Source organism: Pseudomonas sp. BNK-44-b (genome assembly GCF_047456245.1).
GTDB lineage: Bacteria > Pseudomonadota > Gammaproteobacteria > Pseudomonadales > Pseudomonadaceae > Aquipseudomonas > Aquipseudomonas machongensis.
The window spans coordinates 1,990,806-2,014,780 of the sequence record NZ_CP179908.1 but is presented as its reverse complement, the minus strand read 5'-3'; the positions used below and the strand labels follow the sequence as shown (position 1 = coordinate 2,014,780).

23 protein-coding genes and 2 pseudogenes are annotated in these 23,975 nt (G+C 64.4%); 16 read left to right on the top strand and 9 right to left on the bottom strand.

The genetic code is table 11. The features are described from left to right. Positions 1–49: 49 nt before the first annotated feature. Complete coding sequence (locus ACMGGG_RS09085) at positions 50–1,237, top strand: hypothetical protein (protein WP_112898014.1); 1,188 nt, start codon at positions 50–52, stop codon at positions 1,235–1,237. Positions 1,238–1,284: 47 nt separating this feature from the next. Here the strand turns inward: ACMGGG_RS09085 and yiaY are convergent, their stop codons facing one another. From yiaY to ACMGGG_RS09070, 3 genes are all read right to left on the bottom strand, one after another. Beyond that, a complete protein-coding gene (gene yiaY, locus ACMGGG_RS09080; protein WP_414155867.1) occupies positions 1,285–2,433 on the bottom strand; it encodes an L-threonine dehydrogenase in 1,149 nt (382 codons plus the stop codon). 135 nt (positions 2,434–2,568) lie between these two features. Further along, entirely contained in the window at positions 2,569–4,131 is a 1,563-nt protein-coding gene (gene ilvA, locus ACMGGG_RS09075) for a threonine ammonia-lyase, biosynthetic (protein WP_414155309.1), read from the bottom strand. A gap of 195 nt (positions 4,132–4,326) precedes the next feature. After that, a complete protein-coding gene (locus ACMGGG_RS09070) occupies positions 4,327–4,761 on the bottom strand; it encodes a PACE efflux transporter (protein WP_054893942.1) in 435 nt (144 codons plus the stop codon). Between the two features lie 150 nt (positions 4,762–4,911). On the opposite strand from ACMGGG_RS09070, the gene ACMGGG_RS09065 reads away from it, so the two are divergent. Continuing rightward, the gene (locus ACMGGG_RS09065; protein WP_063544484.1) at positions 4,912–6,102 is read left to right on the top strand and encodes an MFS transporter; all 1,191 of its coding nucleotides are present in this window, start codon (positions 4,912–4,914) and stop codon (positions 6,100–6,102) included. On the opposite strand, the gene ACMGGG_RS09060 is transcribed toward ACMGGG_RS09065, so the two are convergent. Beyond that, entirely contained in the window at positions 6,052–7,107 is a 1,056-nt protein-coding gene (locus tag ACMGGG_RS09060) for an alpha/beta hydrolase family protein (RefSeq protein ID WP_065863475.1), read from the bottom strand. The genes ACMGGG_RS09065 and ACMGGG_RS09060 overlap by 51 nt on opposite strands. A 129-nt stretch (positions 7,108–7,236) precedes the next feature. Then, positions 7,237–7,848 (bottom strand): FMN-dependent NADH-azoreductase, encoded by a 612-nt coding sequence (locus tag ACMGGG_RS09055; protein ID WP_054893939.1) that lies wholly within the window; start codon positions 7,846–7,848, stop codon positions 7,237–7,239. A gap of 133 nt (positions 7,849–7,981) precedes the next feature. Here ACMGGG_RS09055 and ACMGGG_RS09050 point away from each other — a divergent pair, with 133 nt between their 5' ends. Both ACMGGG_RS09050 and ACMGGG_RS09045 read left to right on the top strand, forming a co-directional pair. Then, positions 7,982–8,884: a LysR substrate-binding domain-containing protein gene (locus ACMGGG_RS09050; RefSeq protein WP_414155308.1), complete on the top strand. Its 903-nt coding sequence runs from the start codon at positions 7,982–7,984 to the stop codon at positions 8,882–8,884. Further along, positions 8,877–9,239, top strand: a complete 363-nt coding sequence (locus ACMGGG_RS09045) for an MmcQ/YjbR family DNA-binding protein (RefSeq protein ID WP_414155307.1) — start codon at positions 8,877–8,879, stop codon at positions 9,237–9,239. Before ACMGGG_RS09050 ends, ACMGGG_RS09045 begins: the two co-directional genes overlap by 8 nt. 18 nt (positions 9,240–9,257) lie before the next feature. Here the strand turns inward: ACMGGG_RS09045 and ACMGGG_RS09040 are convergent, their stop codons facing one another. Both ACMGGG_RS09040 and ACMGGG_RS09035 read right to left on the bottom strand, forming a co-directional pair. Next, positions 9,258–9,692, bottom strand: a complete 435-nt coding sequence (locus ACMGGG_RS09040; protein ID WP_054893936.1) for a DUF1294 domain-containing protein — start codon at positions 9,690–9,692, stop codon at positions 9,258–9,260. Then, entirely contained in the window at positions 9,692–10,522 is an 831-nt protein-coding gene (locus ACMGGG_RS09035; RefSeq protein WP_054893935.1) for an undecaprenyl-diphosphate phosphatase, read from the bottom strand. The genes ACMGGG_RS09040 and ACMGGG_RS09035 overlap by 1 nt, the downstream gene beginning before the upstream one ends. Positions 10,523–10,723: 201 nt before the next feature. Between ACMGGG_RS09035 and ACMGGG_RS09030 the strand changes: the two are divergent. The 11 genes and pseudogenes from ACMGGG_RS09030 to ACMGGG_RS08980 all read left to right on the top strand — a co-directional run. Further along, positions 10,724–11,593 (top strand): annotated as a pseudogene (locus ACMGGG_RS09030) (cache domain-containing protein); the annotation flags it as partial. A gap of 138 nt (positions 11,594–11,731) precedes the next feature. After that, positions 11,732–12,466, top strand: coding sequence for a methyl-accepting chemotaxis protein (locus ACMGGG_RS09025; protein WP_370671098.1), 735 nt, complete (start codon positions 11,732–11,734; stop codon positions 12,464–12,466). A gap of 95 nt (positions 12,467–12,561) precedes the next feature. Continuing rightward, a complete protein-coding gene (gene pnuC / locus ACMGGG_RS09020; protein ID WP_054893933.1) occupies positions 12,562–13,128 on the top strand; it encodes a nicotinamide riboside transporter PnuC in 567 nt (188 codons plus the stop codon). Further along, on the top strand, positions 13,125–13,646 hold the full coding sequence (locus ACMGGG_RS09015) for an AAA family ATPase (protein ID WP_414155306.1): 522 nt from the start codon (positions 13,125–13,127) through the stop codon (positions 13,644–13,646). Before pnuC ends, ACMGGG_RS09015 begins: the two co-directional genes overlap by 4 nt. Before the next feature lie 331 nt (positions 13,647–13,977). Beyond that, positions 13,978–14,430, top strand: a complete 453-nt coding sequence (locus tag ACMGGG_RS09010; protein ID WP_063544474.1) for a hypothetical protein — start codon at positions 13,978–13,980, stop codon at positions 14,428–14,430. A 2-nt stretch (positions 14,431–14,432) separates the two neighbouring features. Then, positions 14,433–15,014, top strand: a complete 582-nt coding sequence (locus ACMGGG_RS09005) for a hypothetical protein (RefSeq protein WP_063546709.1) — start codon at positions 14,433–14,435, stop codon at positions 15,012–15,014. Positions 15,015–15,065: 51 nt separating this feature from the next. Further along, on the top strand, positions 15,066–16,031 hold the full coding sequence (locus ACMGGG_RS09000) for a hypothetical protein (RefSeq protein WP_054893930.1): 966 nt from the start codon (positions 15,066–15,068) through the stop codon (positions 16,029–16,031). A gap of 60 nt (positions 16,032–16,091) precedes the next feature. Beyond that, a complete protein-coding gene (locus ACMGGG_RS08995; RefSeq protein WP_054893929.1) occupies positions 16,092–16,772 on the top strand; it encodes a C39 family peptidase in 681 nt (226 codons plus the stop codon). Between the two features lie 35 nt (positions 16,773–16,807). Further along, positions 16,808–17,554, top strand: a complete 747-nt coding sequence (locus ACMGGG_RS08990; protein ID WP_054893928.1) for a hypothetical protein — start codon at positions 16,808–16,810, stop codon at positions 17,552–17,554. Between the two features lie 46 nt (positions 17,555–17,600). Beyond that, the gene (locus tag ACMGGG_RS08985) at positions 17,601–18,881 is read left to right on the top strand and encodes a transporter (RefSeq protein WP_054893927.1); all 1,281 of its coding nucleotides are present in this window, start codon (positions 17,601–17,603) and stop codon (positions 18,879–18,881) included. Positions 18,882–19,026: 145 nt separating this feature from the next. Then, a pseudogene (locus ACMGGG_RS08980) lies at positions 19,027–21,223 on the top strand (LTA synthase family protein). An 86-nt stretch (positions 21,224–21,309) separates the two neighbouring features. Here ACMGGG_RS08980 and ACMGGG_RS08975 read toward each other — a convergent pair. Continuing rightward, positions 21,310–22,635, bottom strand: a complete 1,326-nt coding sequence (locus tag ACMGGG_RS08975; protein WP_054893925.1) for a sigma-54 dependent transcriptional regulator — start codon at positions 22,633–22,635, stop codon at positions 21,310–21,312. Positions 22,636–22,967: 332 nt separating this feature from the next. On the opposite strand from ACMGGG_RS08975, the gene ACMGGG_RS08970 reads away from it, so the two are divergent. Next, positions 22,968–23,237, top strand: coding sequence for a hypothetical protein (locus ACMGGG_RS08970; RefSeq protein WP_054893924.1), 270 nt, complete (start codon positions 22,968–22,970; stop codon positions 23,235–23,237). Positions 23,238–23,339: 102 nt separating this feature from the next. Here ACMGGG_RS08970 and ACMGGG_RS08965 read toward each other — a convergent pair whose 3' ends face one another. Continuing rightward, positions 23,340–23,954, bottom strand: a complete 615-nt coding sequence (locus ACMGGG_RS08965) for a vWA domain-containing protein (RefSeq protein WP_054893923.1) — start codon at positions 23,952–23,954, stop codon at positions 23,340–23,342. Positions 23,955–23,975 lie beyond the last annotated feature (21 nt).

The following is a 23,975-nucleotide window of genomic DNA, read 5'->3' as shown; positions in this document are numbered from 1 at the left end:
CCGCGGCTTTGCTTGAAGCTTGAGGCTTGTAGCTCGGAGCTGCTATTGAATGCGAATCATCGAAAAGAACGGCGCGCAGGTGCGCACCCTCACCCCGGCCGAAGAAGAACTGCTGGCCGGGTTTGCCAGTGCCACGCTGGTTGGCCCGCGCCTGCTGCAAGCCAACCAGTGGCTGATGAAGGTGCGCAGCGCCAACCAATGGCTGGCCTGCGATTGCCGCAAGGATGCCCTGCCGGTGCTCAATGTCAGCCTCAACGGCAACACTGGCACCTTGTTCCTGCGCAATAACCCCGACACCCCGGAGCATGCTCCCGGCTGCCCTTTCACCAAGGACGAGCGCGAAGCCATGGAGCGCAGCGAGGACGTATCGCCGCCCGCCGCCTGGCTGCCACCAGACACGCCGCTGCGTCTGCTCGGCGACTTCCACCGCGCCACCACGGGTAACGGAATCGGCGGTGAGGCCGGGGAGCGCCGCGAGCAACAGCGCCTGCTGTCGCTGCTGCTGACCTGGATCGAGGCCAGCGGCCTGAACGTCTACGCCACGCACCTGAAAAAGGACCTGACCGCGCAGTTCGCCGAACTGCGCGGCGTCGCTGGCCGCTATCCGCTGCTCGAGCGGGTCCCGGCGAGCAACTACCTGGAAACGCGCCTGGACATGAAGCACATGATGATGCTCAAGGCGCGCCTGCGTGAATCCACCGTATTCGGCAACCACCGCCGCCACGGTCTGTTGCTGGACTGCGTCGAGCAGATCAAGGGGCGCAAGCTGCTCAATGCCCGCAGCGAGGACGGTTTCGACTTCCAGGGCCATCACTTGCTCTGGGGTGGCAGCAAGACCGGCGGCCCGCTGCTGGCCTTGGCGCTGTACTCGCCCGCCACTGCCGGCAGCCACTACTACGAACTGATCCATGTCGCCAGCGTACCGGTGCTCTCACGTGCTCACTTGTTCCCGGTATACCGTGACGAGGAGCGCGAACCGCTGAAAGCCCTGGTCTCGCTGATCGACTGGATGGCGGGCAAGGGGGTCAAAGTGCTGATGCGCCGCCCGGTGATCGGCGGCGAGGTGATGGACGAGCTGGTACTGACTTCCGACCAGGACCGCGTGCTGTCGGTGTCGCTGCTGGAAAAGCCGCTCGGCCCGGAGCCCGACACGGAAAACTTCAAGCGCTACGCAGACTTCAAGAGCCCGGAAACCTTCCGCAAGTACGTGGCGGGGTTCTTCATGCGTGAGCGCTGAAGCACGGCCTTGTGCTGCTTGCCAAGGCCGTCTGTTCCTTGAGTCAACTAGAACGCCGCCTCGAAAATCGCTTCGATCTCCCCCTGGCTGGCAGTGCGCGGATTGGTCAGCCCACAGGCATCCTTCAACGCATTGGCCGCCAACACCGGCACATCTTCGCGCTTGGCCCCCAGCTCTGCCAGGCCGGAAGGGATCCCTACCGCCACGGCCAGATGCTCGATCGCCGAAATCGCCGCCCCCGCGCCCTGCTCTGCCGTCAGCCCACACACCTTCACGCCCATGGCCTTTGCCACATCGCGCAGACGCGCAGCGCTGACCTGGGCATTGAAGCGCTGCACATGCGGCAGCAACACCGCGTTGCAGACCCCATGCGGCAGGTCGTAGTAGCCACCGAGCTGATGCGCCATGGCATGCACATAACCCAGCGAAGCATTGTTGAAGGCCATGCCGGCGAGGAACTGGGCGTACGCCATGTTCTCCCGGGCTTGCAAGTCCTGGCCGTCGGCAACCGCCTGGCGCAGGTTGTCGTTGATCAACGTGATGGCCTTGAGTGCACAGGCGTCGGTGATCGGGTTGGCGGCCGTGGAGACATACGCCTCGATAGCGTGGGTCAGCGCATCCATGCCGGTGGCGGCGGTCAGGCCCTTGGGCATGCCGACCATCAGTGCCGGGTCGTTGACCGACAGGATTGGCGTGACATTGCGGTCGACGATGGCCATTTTCACGTGGCGCGATTCGTCGGTGATGATGCAGAAACGGGTCATCTCGCTGGCCGTACCGGTCGTGGTGTTGATGGCGATCAGCGGCAATTGCGGCTTGGCCGAACGGTCCACGCCTTCGTAGTCGCGAATATGCCCGCCGTTGGTTGCGCACAGGGCGATGCCCTTGGCGCAGTCATGGGGCGAGCCGCCACCGAGCGAGATCACACAGTCGCAGCGTTCGCGCTGCAACAGTGCCAGGCCCGCCTCGACGTTGGCGATGCTCGGGTTGGGCTTGGCGCCGTCGAAGATCGCCGAGTCGATGTCGCGCTCGGCCAGTAGCCCGGCGATACGCTTGGCGACCCCGGCCCTGGACAGGCCTTCGTCAGTCACGATCAACGCCTTGCGCAAGCCGTAGCCGGCAATCGCCGCCATGGCTTCGTCCAGGCAATCGAGGCCCATGATGTTGACGGGTGGAATGAAGAAGGTGCTGCTCATGGCCGAGATCCTCTCAGGTTGTTGTCTGTCTACCCTCGAGGATCTGCCCTAACTGCTGGACGAATGTTGATCCAGGGCAAGCCGCCGTGACTGAACGGTCGACATCGCAGGCAATCCGCGATGAGCGGCACTCGTTTACCCCAGAAACAACCGATACGCCGGATTGTCCGTCTCATCCCAATAGCGATAACCCATGGCCTGCAGCGCCTGGGGCATGAGGGCCTGCTCGTCGGCTGGCACCTCCAGCGCAGCGAATACCCGTGCCTCGGCAGCGCCATGGTTACGGTAGTGGAACAGGCTGATGTTCCAGTTCTGGCCCAGGCGCTCGAGAAAGCCCAGCAACGCACCTGGGCGTTCGGGGAACTCGAAGCGCAGCACCCGCTCGTCGGCGCTCGGCGCAGCATGGCCGCCGACAGTGTGGCGCACATGCAGCTTGGCCAGTTCGTTGTCGGTCAGGTCGAGTACCTCATAGCCCTGCGCCCGCAAGCTGTCCAGCAGGCCCTCGCGCGGGTCGTGCTGCGGATGGGTTTGCACGCCGACGAACAGCCGGGCTTCCTTGCCAGGGTGGTAGCGGTAGTTGAACTCGGTCACCTGGCGCTTGCCCAGGGCCTGGCAGAAAGCGCGAAAGCTCCCCGGCCGCTCAGGGATGGTGACCGCGATCACCGCCTCACGCTGCTCGCCGAGCTCGGCACGCTCGGCCACATGGCGCAAGCGGTCGAAATTGATGTTGGCCCCGGAGTCGATGGCGACCAGGGTCTGCCCACGAACGCCGTCTCGCGCCACGTACTTCTTGATCCCGGCCACGGCCAGCGCGCCGGATGGTTCGGTGATCGAGCGGGTATCGTCGTAGATGTCCTTGATCGCCGCGCACAGCTCATCGCTGCTGACGGTGATCACTTCATCGACGAAATGCCGGCACAACTCGAAGCAATGGGCACCGACCTGGGCCACCGCCACGCCGTCGGCAAAGGTGCCGACCTGCGCCAGTACCACTCGCTCGCCAGCGGCCAGCGCGGCCTGCAGGCAGTTGGAGTCCTCGGGCTCGACACCGATCACCTTGACCTGCGGACGCAAGTACTTCACGTAGGCGGCGATCCCCGCGATCAAACCTCCGCCACCGACCGGGACGAAGATCGCATCCAGGGCGCCCGGGTGCTGGCGCAGGATCTCCATGGCCACGGTGCCCTGCCCGGCGATCACGTCGGGATCGTCGAACGGCGGCACGAACGTCGCGCCCTGGCGGTCGGCCAGTTGCAGCGCATGGGCCAAGGCATGGGGGAAGCTTTCGCCATGCAGCACCACGTTGCCGCCGCGCGAGCGCACACCGGCGATCTTCAGTTCAGGGGTGGTGGTGGGCATGACGATGGTCGCCGTCATGCCCAGGTGCGCTGCGGCCAGCGCCACGCCCTGGGCATGGTTGCCGGCGGAAGCGGTGATCACGCCACGCTCGCGCTGGACCTGGGACAGGCGCGACAGCCGGGTATAGGCACCGCGGATCTTGAACGAGAAGGTCGGTTGCAGGTCTTCGCGCTTGAGCAACACCTGGTTGCCGAGGCTGGTGGACAGCGCCGGGGCCGCCTGCAGCGGGGTTTCGATGGCCAGGTCGTACACGGGCGCCGCAAGAATGCGCCGCACCTGCTCCGACAGCAGCTGCTGGGGCGTGACGGGGGTACGGGGGCTGACGCTCAGATTGCTCATCGATGACTCCTGGGGTTTGCAGATGCCCAGGAGTCGAGAAGAAAAAACCCGCCTCCAGGGCGGGTTTCGGTGCCAGTGCGCGCTAGCCCGCCAATCCGATAATGGCGGTAATAATAATCAGGCCGAAGGTGCGCACAGGCGAGTAGGTATTCATGGTGTAGGAACTTATCCCGCCAAACCGTAGGAAGTCAACATTCAGCAGCGCGCCTGTTGCTGTGCCGACAGCGGCACGTCGAAGACCTTGTCAAAGCCCCACTGGAAGACGAAGGCATAGACGAAGAAGAACACGAACAGGGCCAGGTTGGTGAGCAACGCGCTCCACAGGCTGATATCCAGCCAGAACGCCACCAGCGGCAGCAGGATCAGCACCAGCCCACCCTCGAAGCCCAGCGCATGCAGCAAGCGGCGGAACCAGGTACGGGTACGCTGCGCCTGGCGTGCTTCCCAGCGCTCGAAGGCCCAGTTGTAGCCCATGTTCCAGCTCATGGCGATACCCGACATCAGGATCGAAAGTATCGTCGAATGGGCCATGCCGGCGTCGAACATCAGCGACAGCGCAGGCGCCACGCACGCCACGGCGATGACTTCGTAGAGAATGGCCTGGACGACCTTGCGGGCCTTGCCTTGCATGGAGCACTCCTTGGCGGAAACGGAAGGAGACGGTACGCCGGTTCAGGCACCGGTTCAAGCACAGGAATCGTGTGGAAAAATCGTTAGGCTGCTTTCTTTTATCCCTTGAGCCAGCCATGATTGCTGCACCGCCCGCCCGCGAACACCGCCATGACCGCCCCAGCCCCAACGCCTGTCAGCACCACCGCCCTGACCCTGCAGATCCTTTCGATCGTCTTCTACACCTTCGTCGCCTTCCTGTGCATCGGCCTGCCCATCGCGGTGCTGCCCGGCCATGTACACGACCAATTGGGCATGGGTGCGGTAATCGCTGGCCTGACCATCGGCTTGCAGTACCTTGCCACCTTGCTCAGCAGGCCCTTCGCCGGTCGCGTGGCCGATAGCCTGGGCGGCAAGCAGGCGATTCGCTACGGGCTGTATGGCATTGCCGGTTGCGGCGTGCTGACCCTGCTGTCGGCCTGGTCCCTCGCCCTGCCCTCGCTGAGCCTGGCGTTGCTGCTGGCCGGGCGTGTGCTGCTGGGGGTCGCCCAAGGCCTGATCGGCGTCGCCACGCTGAGCTGGGGCATCGGCCAGGTCGGTGCCGAACACACCGCGCGGGTGATCTCCTGGAATGGCATCGCCTCCTACGGCGCCATCGCCATCGGCGCGCCCGCCGGGGTGGTGATGGTCGGCCAACTGAGCTTCGTCGCCCTCGGCCCGGCCTTGCTGGTGATGGCGCTGCTGGCCCTGTGGGTGCTGCGCGGCCGCCCGGACGTAGTAGTGGTGCGCGGTGAGCGCCTGCCCTTCTGGTCCGCCTTCGGCCGCGTTGCACCCTGCGGCATGGGGCTGACACTGGCGTCGATCGGCTACGGCACCCTGACCACCTTCGTCACCCTCTACTACCTGGAGCAAGGCTGGGTTGGCGCGGCCTGGTGCCTGAGCGCCTTCGGCCTGTGCTTCATCGTCTCGCGGCTGTTGTTCGTCAACGCGGTCAACCGCTTCGGCGGCTATAACGTGGCGATCGCGTGCATGGCCACCGAAGTGCTGGGGCTGACCCTGCTGTGGCTGGCGCCTGCACCGGGATGGGCTTTGGTTGGGGCGGGGCTCACCGGCTTTGGCTTGTCGCTGGTATATCCGGCGCTGGGCGTAGAGGCGATCAGGCAGGTGCCCAGCGCCAGCCGGGGCGCGGGGCTCGGGGCCTACGCGGTGTTCTTCGACCTGGCATTGGGCCTGGCCGGCCCGGTAATGGGCGCGGTAGCCGTGCACCTGGGGTACGCGTCGATCTTCTGCGTGGCAGCGCTGCTGGCACTGTCAGGGGTGGGCCTGGTCCTGCTGCTGGCCCGCCGCGCCGACCGCCGCTGAGCGCTCGGCGGGCTCCGGGGCTCCCAGCGCCTGGCTGAAAAACGCCGCAGCCTCGCTCTGCAGGCCCCGGTGCACCTGGCGACGGTCGATGCCGTCGGCATCCTTGCACAACACCGCCATGCGCTGGCGCTGTTCGTCGTCGCAGGGTGCCATGAACACGAAATGCCCAGCGCCAGACAACAGACGGTAGTCGGGCGTGACCGGCAACTTGCGCGCCAGGGCGCTGGCGTTGCGGTCGACTGCAAGCAACTGGTCCTGGTCGCCGCTGTAGATCAGTGCGGGCACATGCACGCCGGCCAGGGCATGGCGGCCAAACATCAGGCTCAATGGCGCCATCAGCATCACCGCACCGACACGCGGGTCGGACTGCGGGGTCAACTCGCTGCGGTCGGCGATCAACACGCCATGGGTCTTGCAGGCATCGGCATCCATCGGCCGTTCCAGGCAATAGTTGCGCAGTCGCTCAAGGTCTGGCTGGGCGCCCGACAGGATCAATGCGGTCTCCCCGCCTGCCGAGTAGCCGATCACGCCAACCTTGCCCTGGCTGAGGTAGGGGCTGAGCAGGTGATCCGCACGCGCCGCGGTGATCGCGGCGCTGACCTGCAAGGGGCGGCCGTAGAGGTTGCTGAGCTTGCCCAGCCGACTGTGGTCGCGAAGGTTGTCGCCCGGGTGGGTGACGGCCACCACCACGAAGCCCTGGCGGGCCAGCGAGGTCGCCAGGTCGTGCAACGCCACCGGGGTGCCGGTATTGCCATGGGACACCACCAGCAGCGGGAACTGGCCCATGGCGACCGGCGCCTCTTCGGCCACCCGCAGGGTGTAGCCTTCGATGCGCGTAGGCCGCGCCGGGCTGCTGCTGGGATAGAACACCAGGGCCTGCATGGGCTGGGCGTCCACCGGGTCGGCAAGCGTGAGGCGATGCAGGCCGGCCACCCAAGGTGAAGCCTCGGCACGGGCCAGCAGGCCGCCGAGCAGGAGCAACGTCAACAGGGCACGGGTTTTCATCGCGAGCGTCTCTCCCCTCGAGGCGGACGAGTAGCATAAGCATAGAAGCTACGCGATGGACGACAGATGAAACATCCATGAAAAAGCCGGCTGTCGCACAAGGCGACAGCCGGCTTTTCGGGGTTCGGATCAGGCTGCGGCGAACAGCTCGTTGGCAATCTGCGCCTGGGCAGCGTCGATGGCCTTGCTGCGATGCTCAGGGCCATACGCCAGGCCGTGGGCGCGGACGATTTCCAGGTCGGTGATGCCGATGAAGCCCAGGAACACCTTGAGGAAGTCTTCATGGCCGACACCGCTTGGCTGGCCCTGGTGCAGGCCACCGGCAGTGGACACCAGCACGACTTTCTTGTCGCCGCACAGGCCTTCCGGGCCCGCTTCGGTGTAGCGGAAGGTCTGACCGGCGACGGCGACGCGATCGATCCAGGCCTTGAGCTGCGTGGGCACGGTGAAGTTGTACATCGGAGCACCGATGACCACGGCGTCGGCGGCGAGGAATTCGGCCAGGGTTTCGGCACTCAGGCGGGCTTCGTGGGCCAGGGCGGCGTCACGGGCTTCTTCGGGGGTGCCGGCGGCAACCAGGGTCGCGGCCGAGAAGTGGCTGATGGCATCGGCAGCGAGGTCGCGGTAGATGACTTCGACGCTAGGATCGGCGGCCTTCCAGGCATCGACCACTTCGCGGCTCAGCTGGCGGGAGGCGGAATTGTCGCCCAGGATGCTCGAATCGATGTGCAACAGTTTCATGGGACTCTCCTGTGAATGAAGACCGCGGCGGTGGGCGATCACGATGGAGAGAATCCTACACAGGCGACGAATAGCTGATTAGTCGGCAAAAATGCGTTAGTTTGTTCCACTGATGGAACAGTGAGAGATCCATATGCAAGACCTCAACGACCTCTTCTACTTCGCCCGAGTGGTCGAGGCCGGTGGCTTCGCCGCCGCCGGGCGCCAGTTGGGCATCCCCAAGTCGCGCCTGTCGCGGCGTATCGCGGAACTCGAGGAGCGCCTGGGCACGCGCCTGCTGCAGCGCACGACCCGGCAACTGAAGCTGACCGCCGTCGGTGAACGTTACCTGCACCACTGCCAGGCCATGCTGCTGGAGGCCGAGATGGCCGACGAAGCCGTCGCCAGCATGACCAGCGAGCCGCGTGGGCGCCTGCGGGTATCTAGCCCGGTAGCCCTGGCACATGCCTTTTTACCCGACATCATCAGCCGCTTTCTCGCCCAGTACCCGCTGGTCCAACTGGAGATGGTGCTGCTCAATCGCCGTGTCGACCTGATCGCCGAAGGTATCGATGTGGCGCTGCGGGTGCGCGACCTGGGGGACGAGGACCCGGCCCTGGCCACCCGCCGCCTGCGCCAGGCGCAGATGTACCTGGTGGCAGCACCTGGATTCGCCGACGGGCTCGAGCACCCGTCGCAATTGGTGGGGCTGCCGGTGCTGGGAGCGGCGGATGCCGATCGCCTGGTGCACTTTCGCCTCATCGGGCCTGGCGGTGAGGAGCAGGAGATCGCCCTGGAACCGCGCCTGACCATCGATGACTTCGTTGTGCGCAAGGCCTCGGCCCGTGCAGGCCTGGGCTTTACCGCCCTGCCAAGCAACTATTGCGAAGAAGAACTGGAACGCGGTGAACTGGTGCACCTGCTGCCGGAGTGGTCACTGCCAGGGGGTTACCTGCAGGCAGTGTATCCGCACCGACGGGGTGTGTTGCCTGCAGTGCGGGTATGGATCGATCACCTGGCGGCCTCGTTCGAGATCTGTGGAGAGCGTTATGTCTGAACGACGCATGAGCCCCGAGCAGGTGGCAGCGTTCTGCCTGAGCCTGCCCGGCGCGCGGGAGGATTACAAATGGGGCGGCATCCGGGTGTTCTCGGTGGCCGGCAACAAGATGTTCGCCGTGCTTGACCTGCCGGGAGCAGGCTTGATGTTCAAGGTCGCCGACGAGCTGTTTCTCGGTTATTGCGACCGTCCCGGCGTACGGCCGGCGCCTTATCTGGCGAGGGCGCGCTGGATCAGCATGCTGCCTCCCTACCCCATGGGCCGGGGGGAGTTGACCGATCTGCTGCAGCGTTCGCACCAGCTGGTGGTGCGACGCTTGCCCAAGCGCTTGCAGGTGGGCTTGTTGGCGGACTGAGGATTGCGCGGCGCTCGCTCAGCCCATCAATCCCAGCCAGCGCCCACCCAGCACCAGCCGATCCAGCCAGAACACCTGGTGCAACGCGACGATTGCCCAGAACACCATCTGGTACGACAGCTTGCGGGTCTTGTGCCGGAACAGTTGCTGCGCCAGCAAGGCCCCCGGCCACCCACCGAGCAGCTCGCTGGCGTGGAGGATTTTCTCGGGCGTGCGCCAGGCCTGGGTGCGGGCCTGTCGCTTGTCCTGCCAGTACAACAACAGGCAGATCAGGCTGGCCGCCGGATACAGCGCCAGGGGCAGCCAGGACTGGCCGCTCCAGGCCATCTGCGCTACCCCCACGCCCGGTAGCAGGCACAAGACCAGCAGCACCAGCAACTTCAGGCGCAGGTTGCGCACGCCCTCGCCTGCCTGGCCAGCGTCGCGCCGCCCGGCACTTTGCCCACGTGCCATCAGCCGTGCGCCGTGGCCCAGTCAACCCAGCCGAACTGCCAGGTCGCCAGGATCAGCAGGCCGAAGGCAATGCGGTACCAGGCAAAGACCGCGTAGCTGTGGTTGGCGATGAACTTGAGCAACGCACGCACCGCGATCATGGCGAAGATGAACGACACCACGAAGCCGATGGCGAACACCGGCAGGTCGGCCGGCTGGAACAGGTCGCGGTACTTGTAGCCCGAATACACCGCGGCACCGACCATGGTCGGCATCGCCAGGAAGAACGAGAACTCGGTCGCGGCCTTGCGCGACAGGCCGAACAGCAGGCCGCCGATGATGGTCGAGCCCGAACGCGAGGTCCCCGGGATCATCGCCAGGCACTGCACCAGGCCAACCTTCAGGGCATGGGACCAGCGCATGTCATCGACATGGTCGACCTCGATACGGTGATCGCGGCGCTCGGCCCAGAGCATGATGAAGCCACCGACCACCAACGCCACCGCCACGGTGATCGGGTTGAACAGGTACTCGTGGATCAGGTCGGCGAACAGTACGCCAAGCACTACCGCCGGCAGGAAGGCGATCAGCAGGTTGGCCGTGAAGCGCCGCGCCCTGGGCTGGCTCGACAGGCCGAATACCACTTCGAAAATCTTGCTGCGAAACTCCCACACCACCGCCAGGATCGCGCCCAGCTGAATGATGATGTTGAACGCCATCGCGCGCTCACCGCCAAAATCGATCAGGTCGGCCACGATGATCTGGTGGCCGGTACTGGAAATCGGCAGGAACTCGGTCAAGCCCTCGACGATACCCAGGATGATTGCCTGGAAGGCACTCCAAAAATCCATCAACTCCCCCAATGGACACTGCTCCTGGCAGCACCCTAGTTCTTTTCGATTACAAATATTCACCGCACGCGCGGCGACGCGTGTTTTACAGCCTTCGTTAGTCACAACACCAGCAAAAAAGTGCGCCGCGGCTAAAGGTTTCATCTTGCGCGGCCGAAATCCTATCAGAGGCCCCGCACGAAGGCTTGCGCGGGATGCAACATGGATTGTCGAGCCCGGCACTTAGCCGTTGGTCGACTGGGTTGCCGGCATCCGGTCATGGTTGGATGCTGCTCATATAAAAAGAACAAGACATGGAGTGACCTTTTGATGAAGACCTTGAGATCGATGTCGATCAGCCGTCGTCTGTGGCTGATCCTGCTCGTGGCCGTCGCCATGCTGTTGGTCCTGGGGCTGCTGATGCTGCGCCAGATCCATGGCGACCTGTACCAGGCCAAGGCGCAGAAGACCCAGCACGTGGTCGAGACTGCCGTGGGCGTGCTCGCCTACTACCAGGGGCTGGAGGCCGCCGGCAGCCTCGATCGGCAAAGCGCCCAGCAGCAGGCGCTGCAGGTGGTGCGAAGCCTGCGCTACGACAAGGATGACTATTTCTGGATCAACGACCTGCAACCGAAGATGGTCATGCATCCGGTCAACGCCAAGCTCGATGGCCAGGACCTGTCGGCGATCCGCGATCCTGACGGCTTTGCCGTGTTCAACGAGATGGTGACCCTGGCCAAGGCCCAGGGCGCAGGTCCGGTCAACTACCGCTGGCCCAAGCCCGGCGCCAGCGAGCCGGTGGCCAAGACCTCCTATATAGAACTGTTCAAACCCTGGGGCTGGATCATCGGCTCGGGGGTCTACGTCGACGACGTCCAGGACGAATTCGCCCGCCAGGTCCGCGAGGCCTCGCTGGTCGGGCTGGTCATTGCCCTGGTGATGGGGCTGGTGGTGTGGCTGATCGCCCGCAGCATCGCCCGTCCGCTGCACGAGGCGGTGCAGGCCATGGGCAACATCGCCAGTGGCGAGAGCGACCTGACCCGCCGGCTGGACACCCACGGACGCGACGAAATCACCCACCTGGGCGAGTACTTCAACCGCTTCAACGGCAAGCTGCAGGGCGTGGTCGGCCAGTTGCAGGGCACAGCCCATGCCCTGGCCCAGTCTGCCGGGCACGTCGGCGACAACGCCGGCAGCGCCCAGCAGCGCAGTGCCCAGCAATCGCTGCAGATGGACCAGGTGGCCACGGCGGTCAACGAGGTCACCTACGCGGTGCAGGATGTAGCGAAGAATGCCGAGCAGGCGGCCGTGGAAATGCGCGCCGCGCAGCAGCAGGTCGGTCAGGGCCAGCAGGCGATCCATGGCAGCCTGCAGCAGATCGACCGGTTGTCGGCGACCATCGATCAGGCCCAGGGGGTGATCCGCGACCTGGCCGGGCACAGCACCAAGATTGGTGGCGTACTGGAAGTGATCCGCTCGATCGCCGAGCAGACCAACCTGCTGGCCCTCAACGCCGCCATCGAGGCCGCCCGCGCTGGCGAGCAGGGCCGCGGCTTTGCCGTAGTCGCCGACGAGGTACGTCTACTGGCCCAGCGCACGGCGCAGTCCACTGCCGAGATCCAGACCATGATCGAGCATCTGCAGGGCCAGTCGGATGCCGCCGTCCGGGCCATCGACACCAGTAGCGAAGCATCGCGCCAGACCGTCGAACAGGCCCGCGAAGCCGGCACCAGCCTTGCGGCCATCGAACAGGCACTGCATACCCTGGCAGCGCTGAACACCTCGATCGCCAGCGCCACCCTGCAGCAGTCCCATGTGGTCGAGGAAATCAACCGCAACGTGCTCGACACCGCGGGCCTTTCGCAACAGACCGCCGAGGCGGCGCGCCAATCCAGCGATGCCGGTGTCGCCCTGGCCCGCCTGAGCGAGGAGCTCGAGCAGTTGCTGCGTCAATTCAGGGTCTGACCTCCAGGGGGCGCTACGGCGCCCCTTGTTGTAGAGATTCACCTTCCCCTGCCCTCAAGCTACAATCGCGCCCTTTCCCCTCCGAAGGATCGCCGATGTCCGGCCTCGAACTCTTCGCCGCCGCGCTCGGCGTCATCGCCGTCTGGCTCACGGTCAGGCAGAACATCTGGTGCTGGCCGATCGGCCTGGTGATGGTGCTGCTCTACAGCTGGATCTTCTACGACGTGAAGCTGTATTCGGACATGCTCCTGCAAGTGGTCTATGCCGTGCTCAACCTCTATGGCTGGTGGCAATGGACGCGGCCGGACCGCGTCGAGGACGCGCGCCGGGTATCACGCCTGGACACCGCCACGGTGCTGCGCGGACTGGGCTTGGGCCTGCTGGCGAGCGCCGCCCTGGGGGCCGCCATGGCCCACTGGACCGACGCCGCCCAACCCTGGCTGGATGCAGCGCTGACCGGGTTCAGTCTGGTCGCGCAGGTGTGGATGGCACAAAAACGCCTGCAATGCTGGGCGTTGTGGTTCGTGGTCGATGTGATCTTCGTCGGACTGTTCCTGTACAAGGGCTTGTACCTGACCGCCGCGTTGTACGCCCTGTTCACCCTGATCGCCGTGCGCGGTTGGCTGGAGTGGCGGCGCGATCCGGCGCTGGCCGGCGCATGAAGGTCCTGGTCCTGTGCGGCCCTGAATCCAGTGGCAAGAGCTGGCTCAGTGGCGAGATCCAGCACCGTTTCGGTGGCATCACCGTCGGCGAATACGTACGCCATTTCATCGACACCGAGCAGCGCGATACCTGTTACGCCGACATCCCGGCCATCGCCCGCGGGCAACTGGCCTGGGAGGACGAGGCGCGGGCAGCCTCGCCTTCGCTGCTGATCCTCGATACCCACCTGCTGAGCAACATGTTGTGGAGTCGCGTGTTATTCGGCGACTGCCCTGCATGGCTGGAACAAGCGCTGCTGGCCAGGCACTACGACCTGCACCTGCTGCTCAGTCCCGAGGGTGTGGAATGGATTGGCGATGGCCAGCGCTGCCAGCCGCGGCTTGAGGAGCGCCAGGCGTTCTTCGGTGACAGCCTGCACTGGCTACAACAGCATCGCCAGCCACTGCGGGTGATTGACGGGGACTGGCAGCAGCGCCGGGATGACGCGCTGGCGGCGGTGGCCGAGCTCATGGGGTGAGCCCAGCCCGGCCCCTCAGCACGACCGGACTGTTAACTCACTGATACACCCACTCGCCATCAAACCCCTATTGCCGGGGCCTTCCCCACACTTTCGGGGGAACTGTCACAGCGCTGATACACCCCCTCCGCACCCCGCCAGATCGCCCGTGCTTCGGCCCTTGACGGGCGACGACCCGGCACCTTGTATCAACGCTGATACAGCAGAAAACCGGCACTGCCACCCCACTCGCACAACCCACTGATAAATCGGCAAAAAGCAAAACCGGCACGGCTTTCGCTCCCTGTTCTGGCAACGCTCAAGGGCCAGCGCACAGAAAGGGAGCACCGCCGTGGGGAACCAGCACAACACACTGCCTGCACTGCTCGTTCTGGCTTGCCTTGCCGCCACATCGATTGCGCCGCCGGTCTTCGCTGGCGGCAACGGGGTGATCGTCCTCAATCGCGATGTCCAGCCGCGTCAGGCTGATCGCCGAACCGGCACGCCAGACCCCTACCCGACCACCGCCAACACCAACGAGTCGGCACGCATCCAGGCCCAGACCAACAACGAACTGACCGATGGCGACTTCGCCAGCGTCGCCAGCGGCTCGACCGTCAGCCGCATCTTCCAGCCCGACAACTCCGGCAACCTGCGCGGCATGGGCACCGCCCAGTCGCAATTGCCCGGCATGCCCGGCGGTTCCGGTGCCGGGGCGTCCGGCGCCAACAGCATCTCCAACACGGTCAACCAGAACGTTCAGCGCGGCATGGCGCCGCTGCAGATCCTGACCCGGGGCCAATGATCATGCAGACCCTCAATCTCTCTCTGCTGTGCCTGGCCCTGGGCTGCAGCGCCAGCGTCTTCGCCGGCTCCCCTGTGGTCGACAACGCCACCCTCGACGCCAGTGGCCGCGCCTACCAGGGCAACCTCAACATCAACCAGGCCGCGGGTGACGCCCTGCAACAGGCCAACGTGAAAGCCATCGCCATCGGCACCGAAGGCCAGGCCAGCACGCAGATCCGCCAACGCAGCGACTTTCGCGCCAACAGTGCGCTCGACGCCCACGCCAGCATCACTGGCAATGCCTTCAGCAACGGCAACGGCATGCTGGGCATCAACCAATCGGCGGGCGCCGCCACGCAGCAGGCCAACGCGGTGCGCATCAGCATCAGCGCAATTGCACAGAGCATCGACGACAGCATTCTCAGCCAGCAGAACGTCTCGCTGGCCAACAGCTCCGACGCAACTGATCACACACCCGGCAGTCGCCAGGTCACGACCAGTGACCAGGCCTTCACCGGCAGCCGTGGCGTGATCCAGTTGAATCAGAGCGCCGGGGTGGGCAACCGAATGGCCAACACCCTGAGCGTCCGGGTCGCGGATTGACCCGATCAGCAACACAACACTTAACAACGAAAATATAAGCGGAGAAACACCATGAAACCAAAAATGGCACTCAAGCCTCTGGTATTCGCCCTCGCTGCGGTCATGGCAGTTGCTGCACAAGCCGGCGGCCGTGGCAACGACAACCACGGCGGCCACAACAACGGCCATAACAACAACGAAAGCCTGCTGCTGTCCCTGCTGGTGAACGCCGGTTCTGCCGCCACCGTTCTGGACACCCAGAACAACTCCGGCAACCGTGTGCTGAACCAAGGCACCCGCAACGATGCCCGCATGGACAACTCGGCCAACGGTTCCCAAGGCAACCTGGGCGCCAACGTCGCAGCCGGCGACGGCAACCAGCAGGACAACGTTGCCGCGATCGCCACCGCCGATGAGAACTTCATCTTCGGCAGTGCCGTGGCCATGGCTCAAGCCACTCAGACCAACAGTGGCAACACCGTCAAGAACTACTCCACCTCCAACAACGCCAACCTCACCGGTTCGGCCAACGGCAGCTCCGGCAACATCGGTATCAACGTGACCGCCGGGGACTTCAACCAACAGAAAAACAACATGGCCATCGCCGTGTCCGGCGGCCGTGTCGCTGCCGCCACCGGTGCAGCCAACCAGAACGTCGGCGGCCTGAACGTCACCAACAAGGCCGACCGTACCTACAGCAAGGAAACCCTCACCTCCACCTTCGCTGCCTACGGCCACTACCAAGGCAATGGTTATGGCTACGTCGAAGACGAAAGCAGCCGCGATCGCCATGGCAACACCCATGTCGACAAGGACCCGCTGAAGTTCCACGAAGAAGGCACCTTCGGCCTGGCCGGTGTTGCCTCCTATCAGGTCCTGACCCCCACCGGCTGGCGCAACCCTGTGACCAACAACGCCAACCTGAGCAACTCGCTCAATGGCGTGTCGGGCAACGTCGGCGCCAACGTCTCGGCCGGCAGCGGCAACCAGCAGACCAACTCGCTGTCCATCGCCGCAGGTTGCAAAGCCTGCATGTAACAGCAGCCGATCGGGGCCCTTCAGGGCCCCTTTCCCTGTCTCTACCCGGTGGAGAAGGTCATGCGCATTGTCCTGCTTGCCACACTCATGTTCCTGGCCGGTCTCGTAGAAGCGGCACAGATGCCGATTGCCGCCTTGCCAGGCGGCACCCTCGTCTACAAGCCGGTGCAGAGCCTGCGTGAGCGGCGCTTCGCCGACCTTGTGCAACAGAAGACCGATTTCAGCTGCGGCGCCGCCGCCCTGGCCACCGTCCTCAAGCAGGCCTACTGGCTCGACGTGGACGAACACCAGGTCATCGAAGGCATGCTCGCCCATTCCGACCAGGACACCGTCAAGGTGCAGGGTTTCTCCATGCTCGACATGAAGCGCTACGTCGAAAGCATCGGCATGCGCGCCCGGGGCTATCGGGTCGAACCCGACACCCTGGAAAAGGTGAGCATTCCGGTGATCGTGCTGATGGACATCCGTGGCTACAAGCACTTCGTGGTGCTGCAGCGCATCGACAAGGGCTGGGCCTATATCGGCGACCCTGTCCTGGGCCACAAACGCTACAAATTCGACGATTTCCTCAAAGGCTGGAACGGCATCATCTTCGCCGTCATCGGCCCCGGCTACGACAAGGCCAACGCCCTGCTCGACCCGCCGGCACCTCTGACCGCGAAGAACCGCGTCAACGGTTTCTATCCGGTAGAAGACGCGCAACTGATGGAGTTCGGTTTCATCCAGAGCGATTTCTTCTGACGATTACAAGGGGCACGAAGTCCCGGGGAGCAGCGATGAAGACTACCACCTGGCTGGTCGCAGCATGCCTGGCTGCCAGCCTCCCCGCCCACGCACAGGTGTTCAAGCCCATCGAGGTCAAGGACCAGGAGCTTGCCCAACTGCGTGGAAAGTACGTGATGCCGGGACGGATCATCAGTTTCGGTGTCGTCATGAGCAGCACCTGGCAGAACGCCGCCGGTGATCGCATCGGCGCCACGACGACCCTGCAGGTCCAGCAGAACGTGATCAAGCCGCAGTTCTACGTGTCGATGACCGGCGAGAACGGCTCGGGCAACGCCCCTGGCCGCGGCAATGGCCTGGTCAACGGCGGCGCAGGCCTGGTCAACACTACCCAGGGCGTGACCCAGTCGGTGCGCGCGGCCGGCGACAACAACAGCGCCTATAACGATGTCGCCATCAATGTTCGCGAGGCCAGCCAGGTCGCTGATGCCGGCGTACCGCAAGGCCAGGTCCTGGCCGCAGGCACCACCCTCAGCACCAGCAACAACGCCGGCACGCTCAGCGTTTCGAACAGTGGCAGCGGGATCCAGATGGCCATCCAGGCCAACAACAATCAAGGGCAAAGCCTGCAACGCCTGGCCGATGGTGGGCTGCTCCAGGCCACCACCTTGCTGGGCGGCAGCAACGCGGTCAGCAACCTGACACAGCTCAATGTGGTGCTGCGCGACAACCTGCCTTCGGCAGGTGCGCTGAACTGCAATCTTGATCAACTCAAGGGCCTTCGTGTTTCAGGATATTGATCTACGCTTCGTCTCAATCATCGCAGTTGGAAGGGACGGCTAACTTATGCATCGATCGTTGTCATTGGGGGCAGTTGTCTGCCTGGGGACCTTGGTACCATCGTCACTGCTCTACGCAGCCAGTGACCCTCAGGTAGACGCGCTGAAAGCCGAACTGGCTGCGCTCAAGCAGCGCTACGAAGCGCAGCAACAGGCGCTGATGGTGCTCGAACAGCGCGTTCGCCAGGTCGAAGAGCAACCCGCCGCCCCACCCCCCAAGCGCCTGACCCGCTCGCCGGCTTCCGAGCCGCGCAACAACCAGGCGATCGCCGCATCTGGCGGCAGCGGTTCATCCTATGGCGAGTCGCTCAAGGATGATTCGGAGCCGGCGCAGAGTGTGTCCAACCTCTACGACGAAGCCAGTGGCTTCTTCGGTGGCGGCAAGTTCAGCGTCGAGACCGGCATTACCTATGCCCGCTACGACACCCGCCAACTGATTCTCAACGGCTTCCTCGCGCTGGACTCGATCTTCCTGGGCAACATCAACCTGGACCGGATCAAGGCCGACAACTGGACGCTCGACCTCACCGCGCGCTACAACCTCGACAACCGCTGGCAGTTCGACGTCAACGTGCCGATCGTCTACCGCGAGTCGACCTACCAGTCAGGGGGTGTCGGCGGTAACGCCCAGGGTATTTCCGAACGCACCATCACCCGCGACCCAACCCTTGGCGACGTCAACTTCGGCGTCGCCTACAAGTTCCTCGACGAGTCGGAGAACACCCCCGATGCGGTGTTCAGCGTGCGGGTCAAGGCACCGACCGGCAAGGATCCATTCGGTATCAAGCTGCTGCGCGACACCGAGAACGACAGCCTCAGCTACCCAGAAGACCTGCCCACCGGCAACGGTGTCTGGTCGATCACCCCAGGTATCTCGCTGGTCAAGACCTTCGACCCGGCAGTGCTGTTCGGCAGCCTGTCGTACACCCACACCTTCGAGGATTCGTTCAGCGACGTCAGCTCGACGATCAACCAAAAAGTACCGGGCAAGGTGAAGATCGGCGACAGCTTCCAGATCGGTGCAGGCGTGGCCTTCGCCCTCAACGAGAAGATGTCGATGTCGTTCTCGGTCTCGGACCTGATCGCCCGGCGCTCGCGGATCAAGTCCGCGGAAACCGGCGACAGCTGGGCCGACGTCAAGAGCAGCGATGCCAACGCCGCCTACTTCAACGTCGGCATGACCCTCGCGGCCACCGACAACCTGACCATCGTGCCGAACCTGTCGATCGGCCTGACCGACGATGCACCGGACTTCACCTTCAGCCTGAAATTCCCCTACTACTTCTGATCCATCCAGCCCGGGGGCGCCTCGCGCCCCTGCACTTCAATTGGTAACCAACCTTGTCGCATCCGGCCTTCCCGTGAGGGGCCTGTTATGATGCAGCACATTTTTGTGACTGTTTCATGGCAAGGAAGGACGTTTCGTGAAGAACATGCTTGGCCATCCCCGCGCTCGGCTCGCCACCCTGGCAGTGCTGGTCGTGGTGATCCCCCTGGCCGCCCGCGCACTGCTGGGTTGGTCCGATCCGCTGGGGTACCTGTCGGACCTGGCGATCGGCATCCTGCTGGTACTGCTGTTGCAGCGCAGCCCCTGGTGGCTGGCGCTGCCGGTGCTGCTGGCCTGGGGTGGGCTGCTGGTGGCTTCGGCCGAGCTGGTCAGTGCGGTCGGGCGCCTGCCGAACAGCAGCGATCTGGGCTATCTGTTCGACCCACAGTTCATGGAAAACTCCACCGGCGGAGCCCTTGCTCACCCCTGGCTGCCCTGGACCCTCGGTGCCGGCCTTTTCGTCTGGCTGCTGACCCGCTGGCTGCAGCGCGGCCAATCCGCCCCGGCGTTGCCACGTGCGGCCTGGGCCGCCCCTGCAGTACTGCTCGCCGCGCACTGGGGCAGCGAGCATCTGATACCTTCCGATGCCGACCAGTGGCGTCAGTACAATCTCTCCCATCAACTGCTCTCGGCAGGCACCAGCGACCTGCAACTCAAGGCACAGGCCTGGCTGGGCCACGACCTGACGGTCACACCGCTGCCCAGCGCCAGGCCTGACCCAGGCCGACCTCGACGGCCGCAGGCTGTTCGAAGCCCCCGGCAGCGCACGCAACCTGCTGGTCATTACCCTCGAAGGGATCCCCGGCGCCTATGTGCGCGCCAACCGGCAAGCCCTGCACAGCCGTTTCGATGACGACCTGATGCCCAACCTCAGCCGCTGGGCCGAACGCGGCATGAACACACCCGATTATGTCCTGCACACCCATCAGACCATTCGTGGCCTGTACGCCATGCTCTGCGGCGATTACGACAAGCTCGCCAACGGCACGCCCAAGGGTGTCGAGCTGCTGACCCAGGACCTGCGCAACCAGGCCTGCCTGCCCGCACAACTGCGCCAGGCCGGCTTCAGCACCCACTACCTGCAGGGCGCCGGCCTGCGCTTCATGGCCAAGGACCGGATCATGCCGCACATCGGCTTCGACTCGGTGCACGGCCTTGAGTGGTTCCGCAACGACAACTACCTCGAGTTCCCCTGGGGCAAGGACGACAAGGCCTTCTTCGAGGGCGCGCTGGGCTATGTCGGTGAGCTGCGCAAACAGCGCCAGCCGTGGATGCTGACCCTGCTCACGGTCGGCACCCACCAGCCCTACTCCGCACCAGACGATTACCTGCAACGCTACGACAGCGCCAAACAGGCGGCGGTCGCCTACCTGGACGACGCCCTGGGCGCGTTCCTCGACGCCCTCGAACGCCAGGGCGTGCTCAAGGACACCCTGGTGGTCATCACTTCGGACGAGTCCCACGGCATCGACGGTGTGCGCCTGGCCTCGTCCTGGGGCTTCAACCTCACCCTCGCACCCGAACAGGCACAGTTGCCGAAGATCAAGCCCGGCACCTACGGCCATGTCGACCTTGCCACTTCGCTGCTCGACTACTTCGCGCTGCCGATTCCCGCCGCCCTGGCCGGTCGCTCGCTGTACCGCGACTACGACAGCGGCCGGGAAATGATCTCTTTCACCAACGGCATGCTGCGTTACCACGATGGCCGCGGCACCTTCAGCGAATGCGACTTCCAGCAACGCTGCCGACGCTACGCAAGCGAGGGATTCATCGCCGACCAGGCGCAGTTCCTCGGCCGCGGCGAAGCCCCACTGGGGCGCCAGATCACAGCGCTGGCCGGCGTGCTGGACGGGTCGTTGCTGCAAACCCCGTTGAACCTGCGCTACCAGTTCGGCGGGCCGTCGGCCATTCCTCTGCACAAGCGCATTCGTGACGACTGGGCCGACAATCTGATCGGCGCGCAGTACCTGGAAATGCCCCAAGGCTCGCACACCCGCGTGCGGGTCAAGGTGCGCTCGCTCGACCCTGCCCACCGGGCGCACATCCAGCTCAAGGCCAAGCAGCAGGAACAGGACGTACCGCTGGGGTTGCCCGAGGAGATCCTGGTCACGGCCGACCAGCCGATGGAGCTGGAGTTCGGCTTCGACAACCCCATCGAGCGCAAGGCGTTCTCCTTCCACCTGCTCGGCTATGGCGGGGGTGAAGTGGAAGTCAGCGATTTCAGCGTGATCACCGCCCTGCCGGGAGAAGAGGACGTGATCGAGGAAATACAGGACGACGGCCACATCGCGCAGTCGAGTTGAATCAAAAGTGGGCGTGATCCGTGCCAGGCATCGCGGTGTCTTTTTCGCGGGCAAGTCGGAGCGCCGAACCGCCGCTCCTGAAGGATTCAGCGGATCTGATGCTTGTGCAGCAAGCGGTAGAAGGTCGGTCGGGAAACCCCCAGCACCTTCGCCGCGATGCTCATGTTGTCACTGTGGCGGTTGAGCACATCGCACAGCGCCTGGCGTTCAGCCCGGTGCTTGTAGTCCTCCAGCGTCCCTAGCGGCGCCTCGGCTTCCTCCAGCACCTGCAACCCCAGGTCCTGCGCCTCGATCTGCCGTCCCTCGGCCAGCACCAGTCCGCGACGTACACGGTTGGCCAGTTCGCGTACGTTGCCCGGCCACTCGTGGCGCCCCATGGCCGCCAGGGCATTGTCGCTGAACGAACGCGGCCGTCGCCCGGTTTCCAGGCTGTAGAAATGCGAGAAATGGCTGGCCAGCATCGACAGGTCACCGTGGCGGTCGCGCAGAGGCGCAGTCACCACTTGCAGAACATTGAGCCGGTAGTACAGGTCTTCACGAAACCTGCCACGCTCGATCGCCTGCTCCAGGTCCACGTGGGTCGCCGCCAGCACCCGCGCATCCACCGGAATCGGCTGGCTACCGCCGACGCGCTCGATGTGCTTTTCCTGCAGAAAACGCAGCAGATTGGCCTGCAACTCCAGAGGCAGGTCGCCAATCTCGTCGAGGAACAGCGTACCGCCGTGCGCCGCCTCGATACGCCCGACCTTGCGTTGATGCGCGCCGGTAAAAGCGCCTTTCTCGTGGCCAAACAGCTCGGACTGGATCAGATGTTCGGGGATGGCCCCGCAATTGATCGCAATGAAGGGCTTGTCATGCCGCTGCGACTGACGATGCAGCGTACGCGCCACCAGCTCCTTGCCGGTGCCGCTCTCGCCACGGATCAGTACGGGCGACTCGGTCGGCGCCAGCTTGCCGAGCAGCTTGCGTAACTCGCGGATGGGTCGGCTCTCGCCGAGCAGTTCGTGCTCGGGCTCATCGACCCGCACTGCCCCCTTGCCACGCAGGCGCGCCATGCCGAACGCCCGCCCGAGGGTGACCTGCACCCGGGAAACATCGAATGGCAGGGTATGGAAGTCAAAAAACCACTCACAGACGAAATCGCCGACGTTCTGCATGCGCAACTCTTCGGCGCTGAGCACGGCGATCCATTCGGTATTGCTGCGCTTGATCAGATCCTTGACGGCATCCTGGTGACGCAGGTGCGAGGCCTGCAATCGCAACAGGCCGACGTCACAAGGATGTTCGAGCGCAGCACCCAGGGTGCAACTGCGCACATCCCAACCGGCGCCCCGCAGGCCCGGCAGTAGACGGTGGCAATCGTCGCAGGGGTCGACAATCAGCAGACGGCGTTGGGATGCAGGTTCAAGCATGACCTATCCTTGGCGCCAATTTTCAGTTTTTTAATTAGAAACAGTAAGTTGCGGCGCCCGAATTAACAGTAGCAACGAACCTGACGGTGCCCACTACCGTTTGTCTGCCAAATGCCGTCACACAAAGCGAACCTGGAATTTTTGCCAATAACCGGCGTCACAGGCGGCACATACAACGGATAACTTTTACCGTTATAAAAAAATTTTCGACTGCCATGTGACTTCACCCACGACCCGGAGCATCAGTACCAATAACCCCGCGCTGCAATCGTTCATTTCTTTACCCGCGCGGACACACATTTGCTGTTTGGGACTACAAGAGAGACCGAACCATGAATGCCCCGCTCCGTGTCAACGAAGCACTGCTGATCGCCGACCACGCCTTCGAACCCTTCCAGTGCGTTGCCTGGGATGCACCCAACGGTACTGGTGAACTGAGCCTGGCAGTGATCGACCGGACCAGCACCCGCATCGGCAGCAAGCAGGTATCCTCGCGCATCTATTCGGACCCTGCACAATGGGCCAGCCTGATCGAGGAAGTCCGCGCCGAGCTGTTCGAAAAAGGCTACGACCTGCAACCCTGGTCCATGCCCAAGGCATAACTTGCCGACGCACAGGTGCGCGTCTTGTCGCGCACTTGTGCAACTTTCCCCCTGCCGCTTCGGCAACTTTCAGTTTGTGCGACTTATTGTCGCGCGCCCACTTTATTCAACAACGTTGAACTGCTCGACATGCTGGTAATCCGCCTGCAGTTGCGCAGCGAGTTGCCGTGCCCGCCCCAGGCGCACCGGCGCCGTCTCGATATCGACCAGCACGCAGGCACAGGGCATCGGCTGCACAGGCTTCCAGCGTTGCAGGCGCCCGTCGGTCAGCACCAGGCAGCGCTGGACCTCCCCGGGGTGCGCTTTGCCACGGCGCAGCAACCACTGGCGCGCCTCTTCCAGGGCCGCGAGCAACGGCGTGCCGCCTCCTGCCCCGAGCGCACGCAGCCAGGGCTGAAGCGCAGCCGACGCCTTCAGGCCATGACGCTGCCACTGTGGTGTGCTGCCGCTGGCGGTCAGCAACGCCAGGCGCGCACGCTGGCGGTAGGCCTGGTCGAAGAAGGTCTCCAGCAGCCCCTTGGCTTGCGCAAGGGATTGGTGGCGGCGGGTTGACGCCGACGCATCGACGATCACCAACCACAGTTCCGGCGCTTGCCCACGGCGTTGCTGCCAGCACAGGTCCTCGACACGGCGAGGCCGCCCCTTGAGCAGGGTCGGCAGCCAGGCGACCCGACCATCAGCGGCTGCACGGGCGCGTCCACGGCTGGCACCTGTCAGTTTTCCGGCACGGGGCCTGGC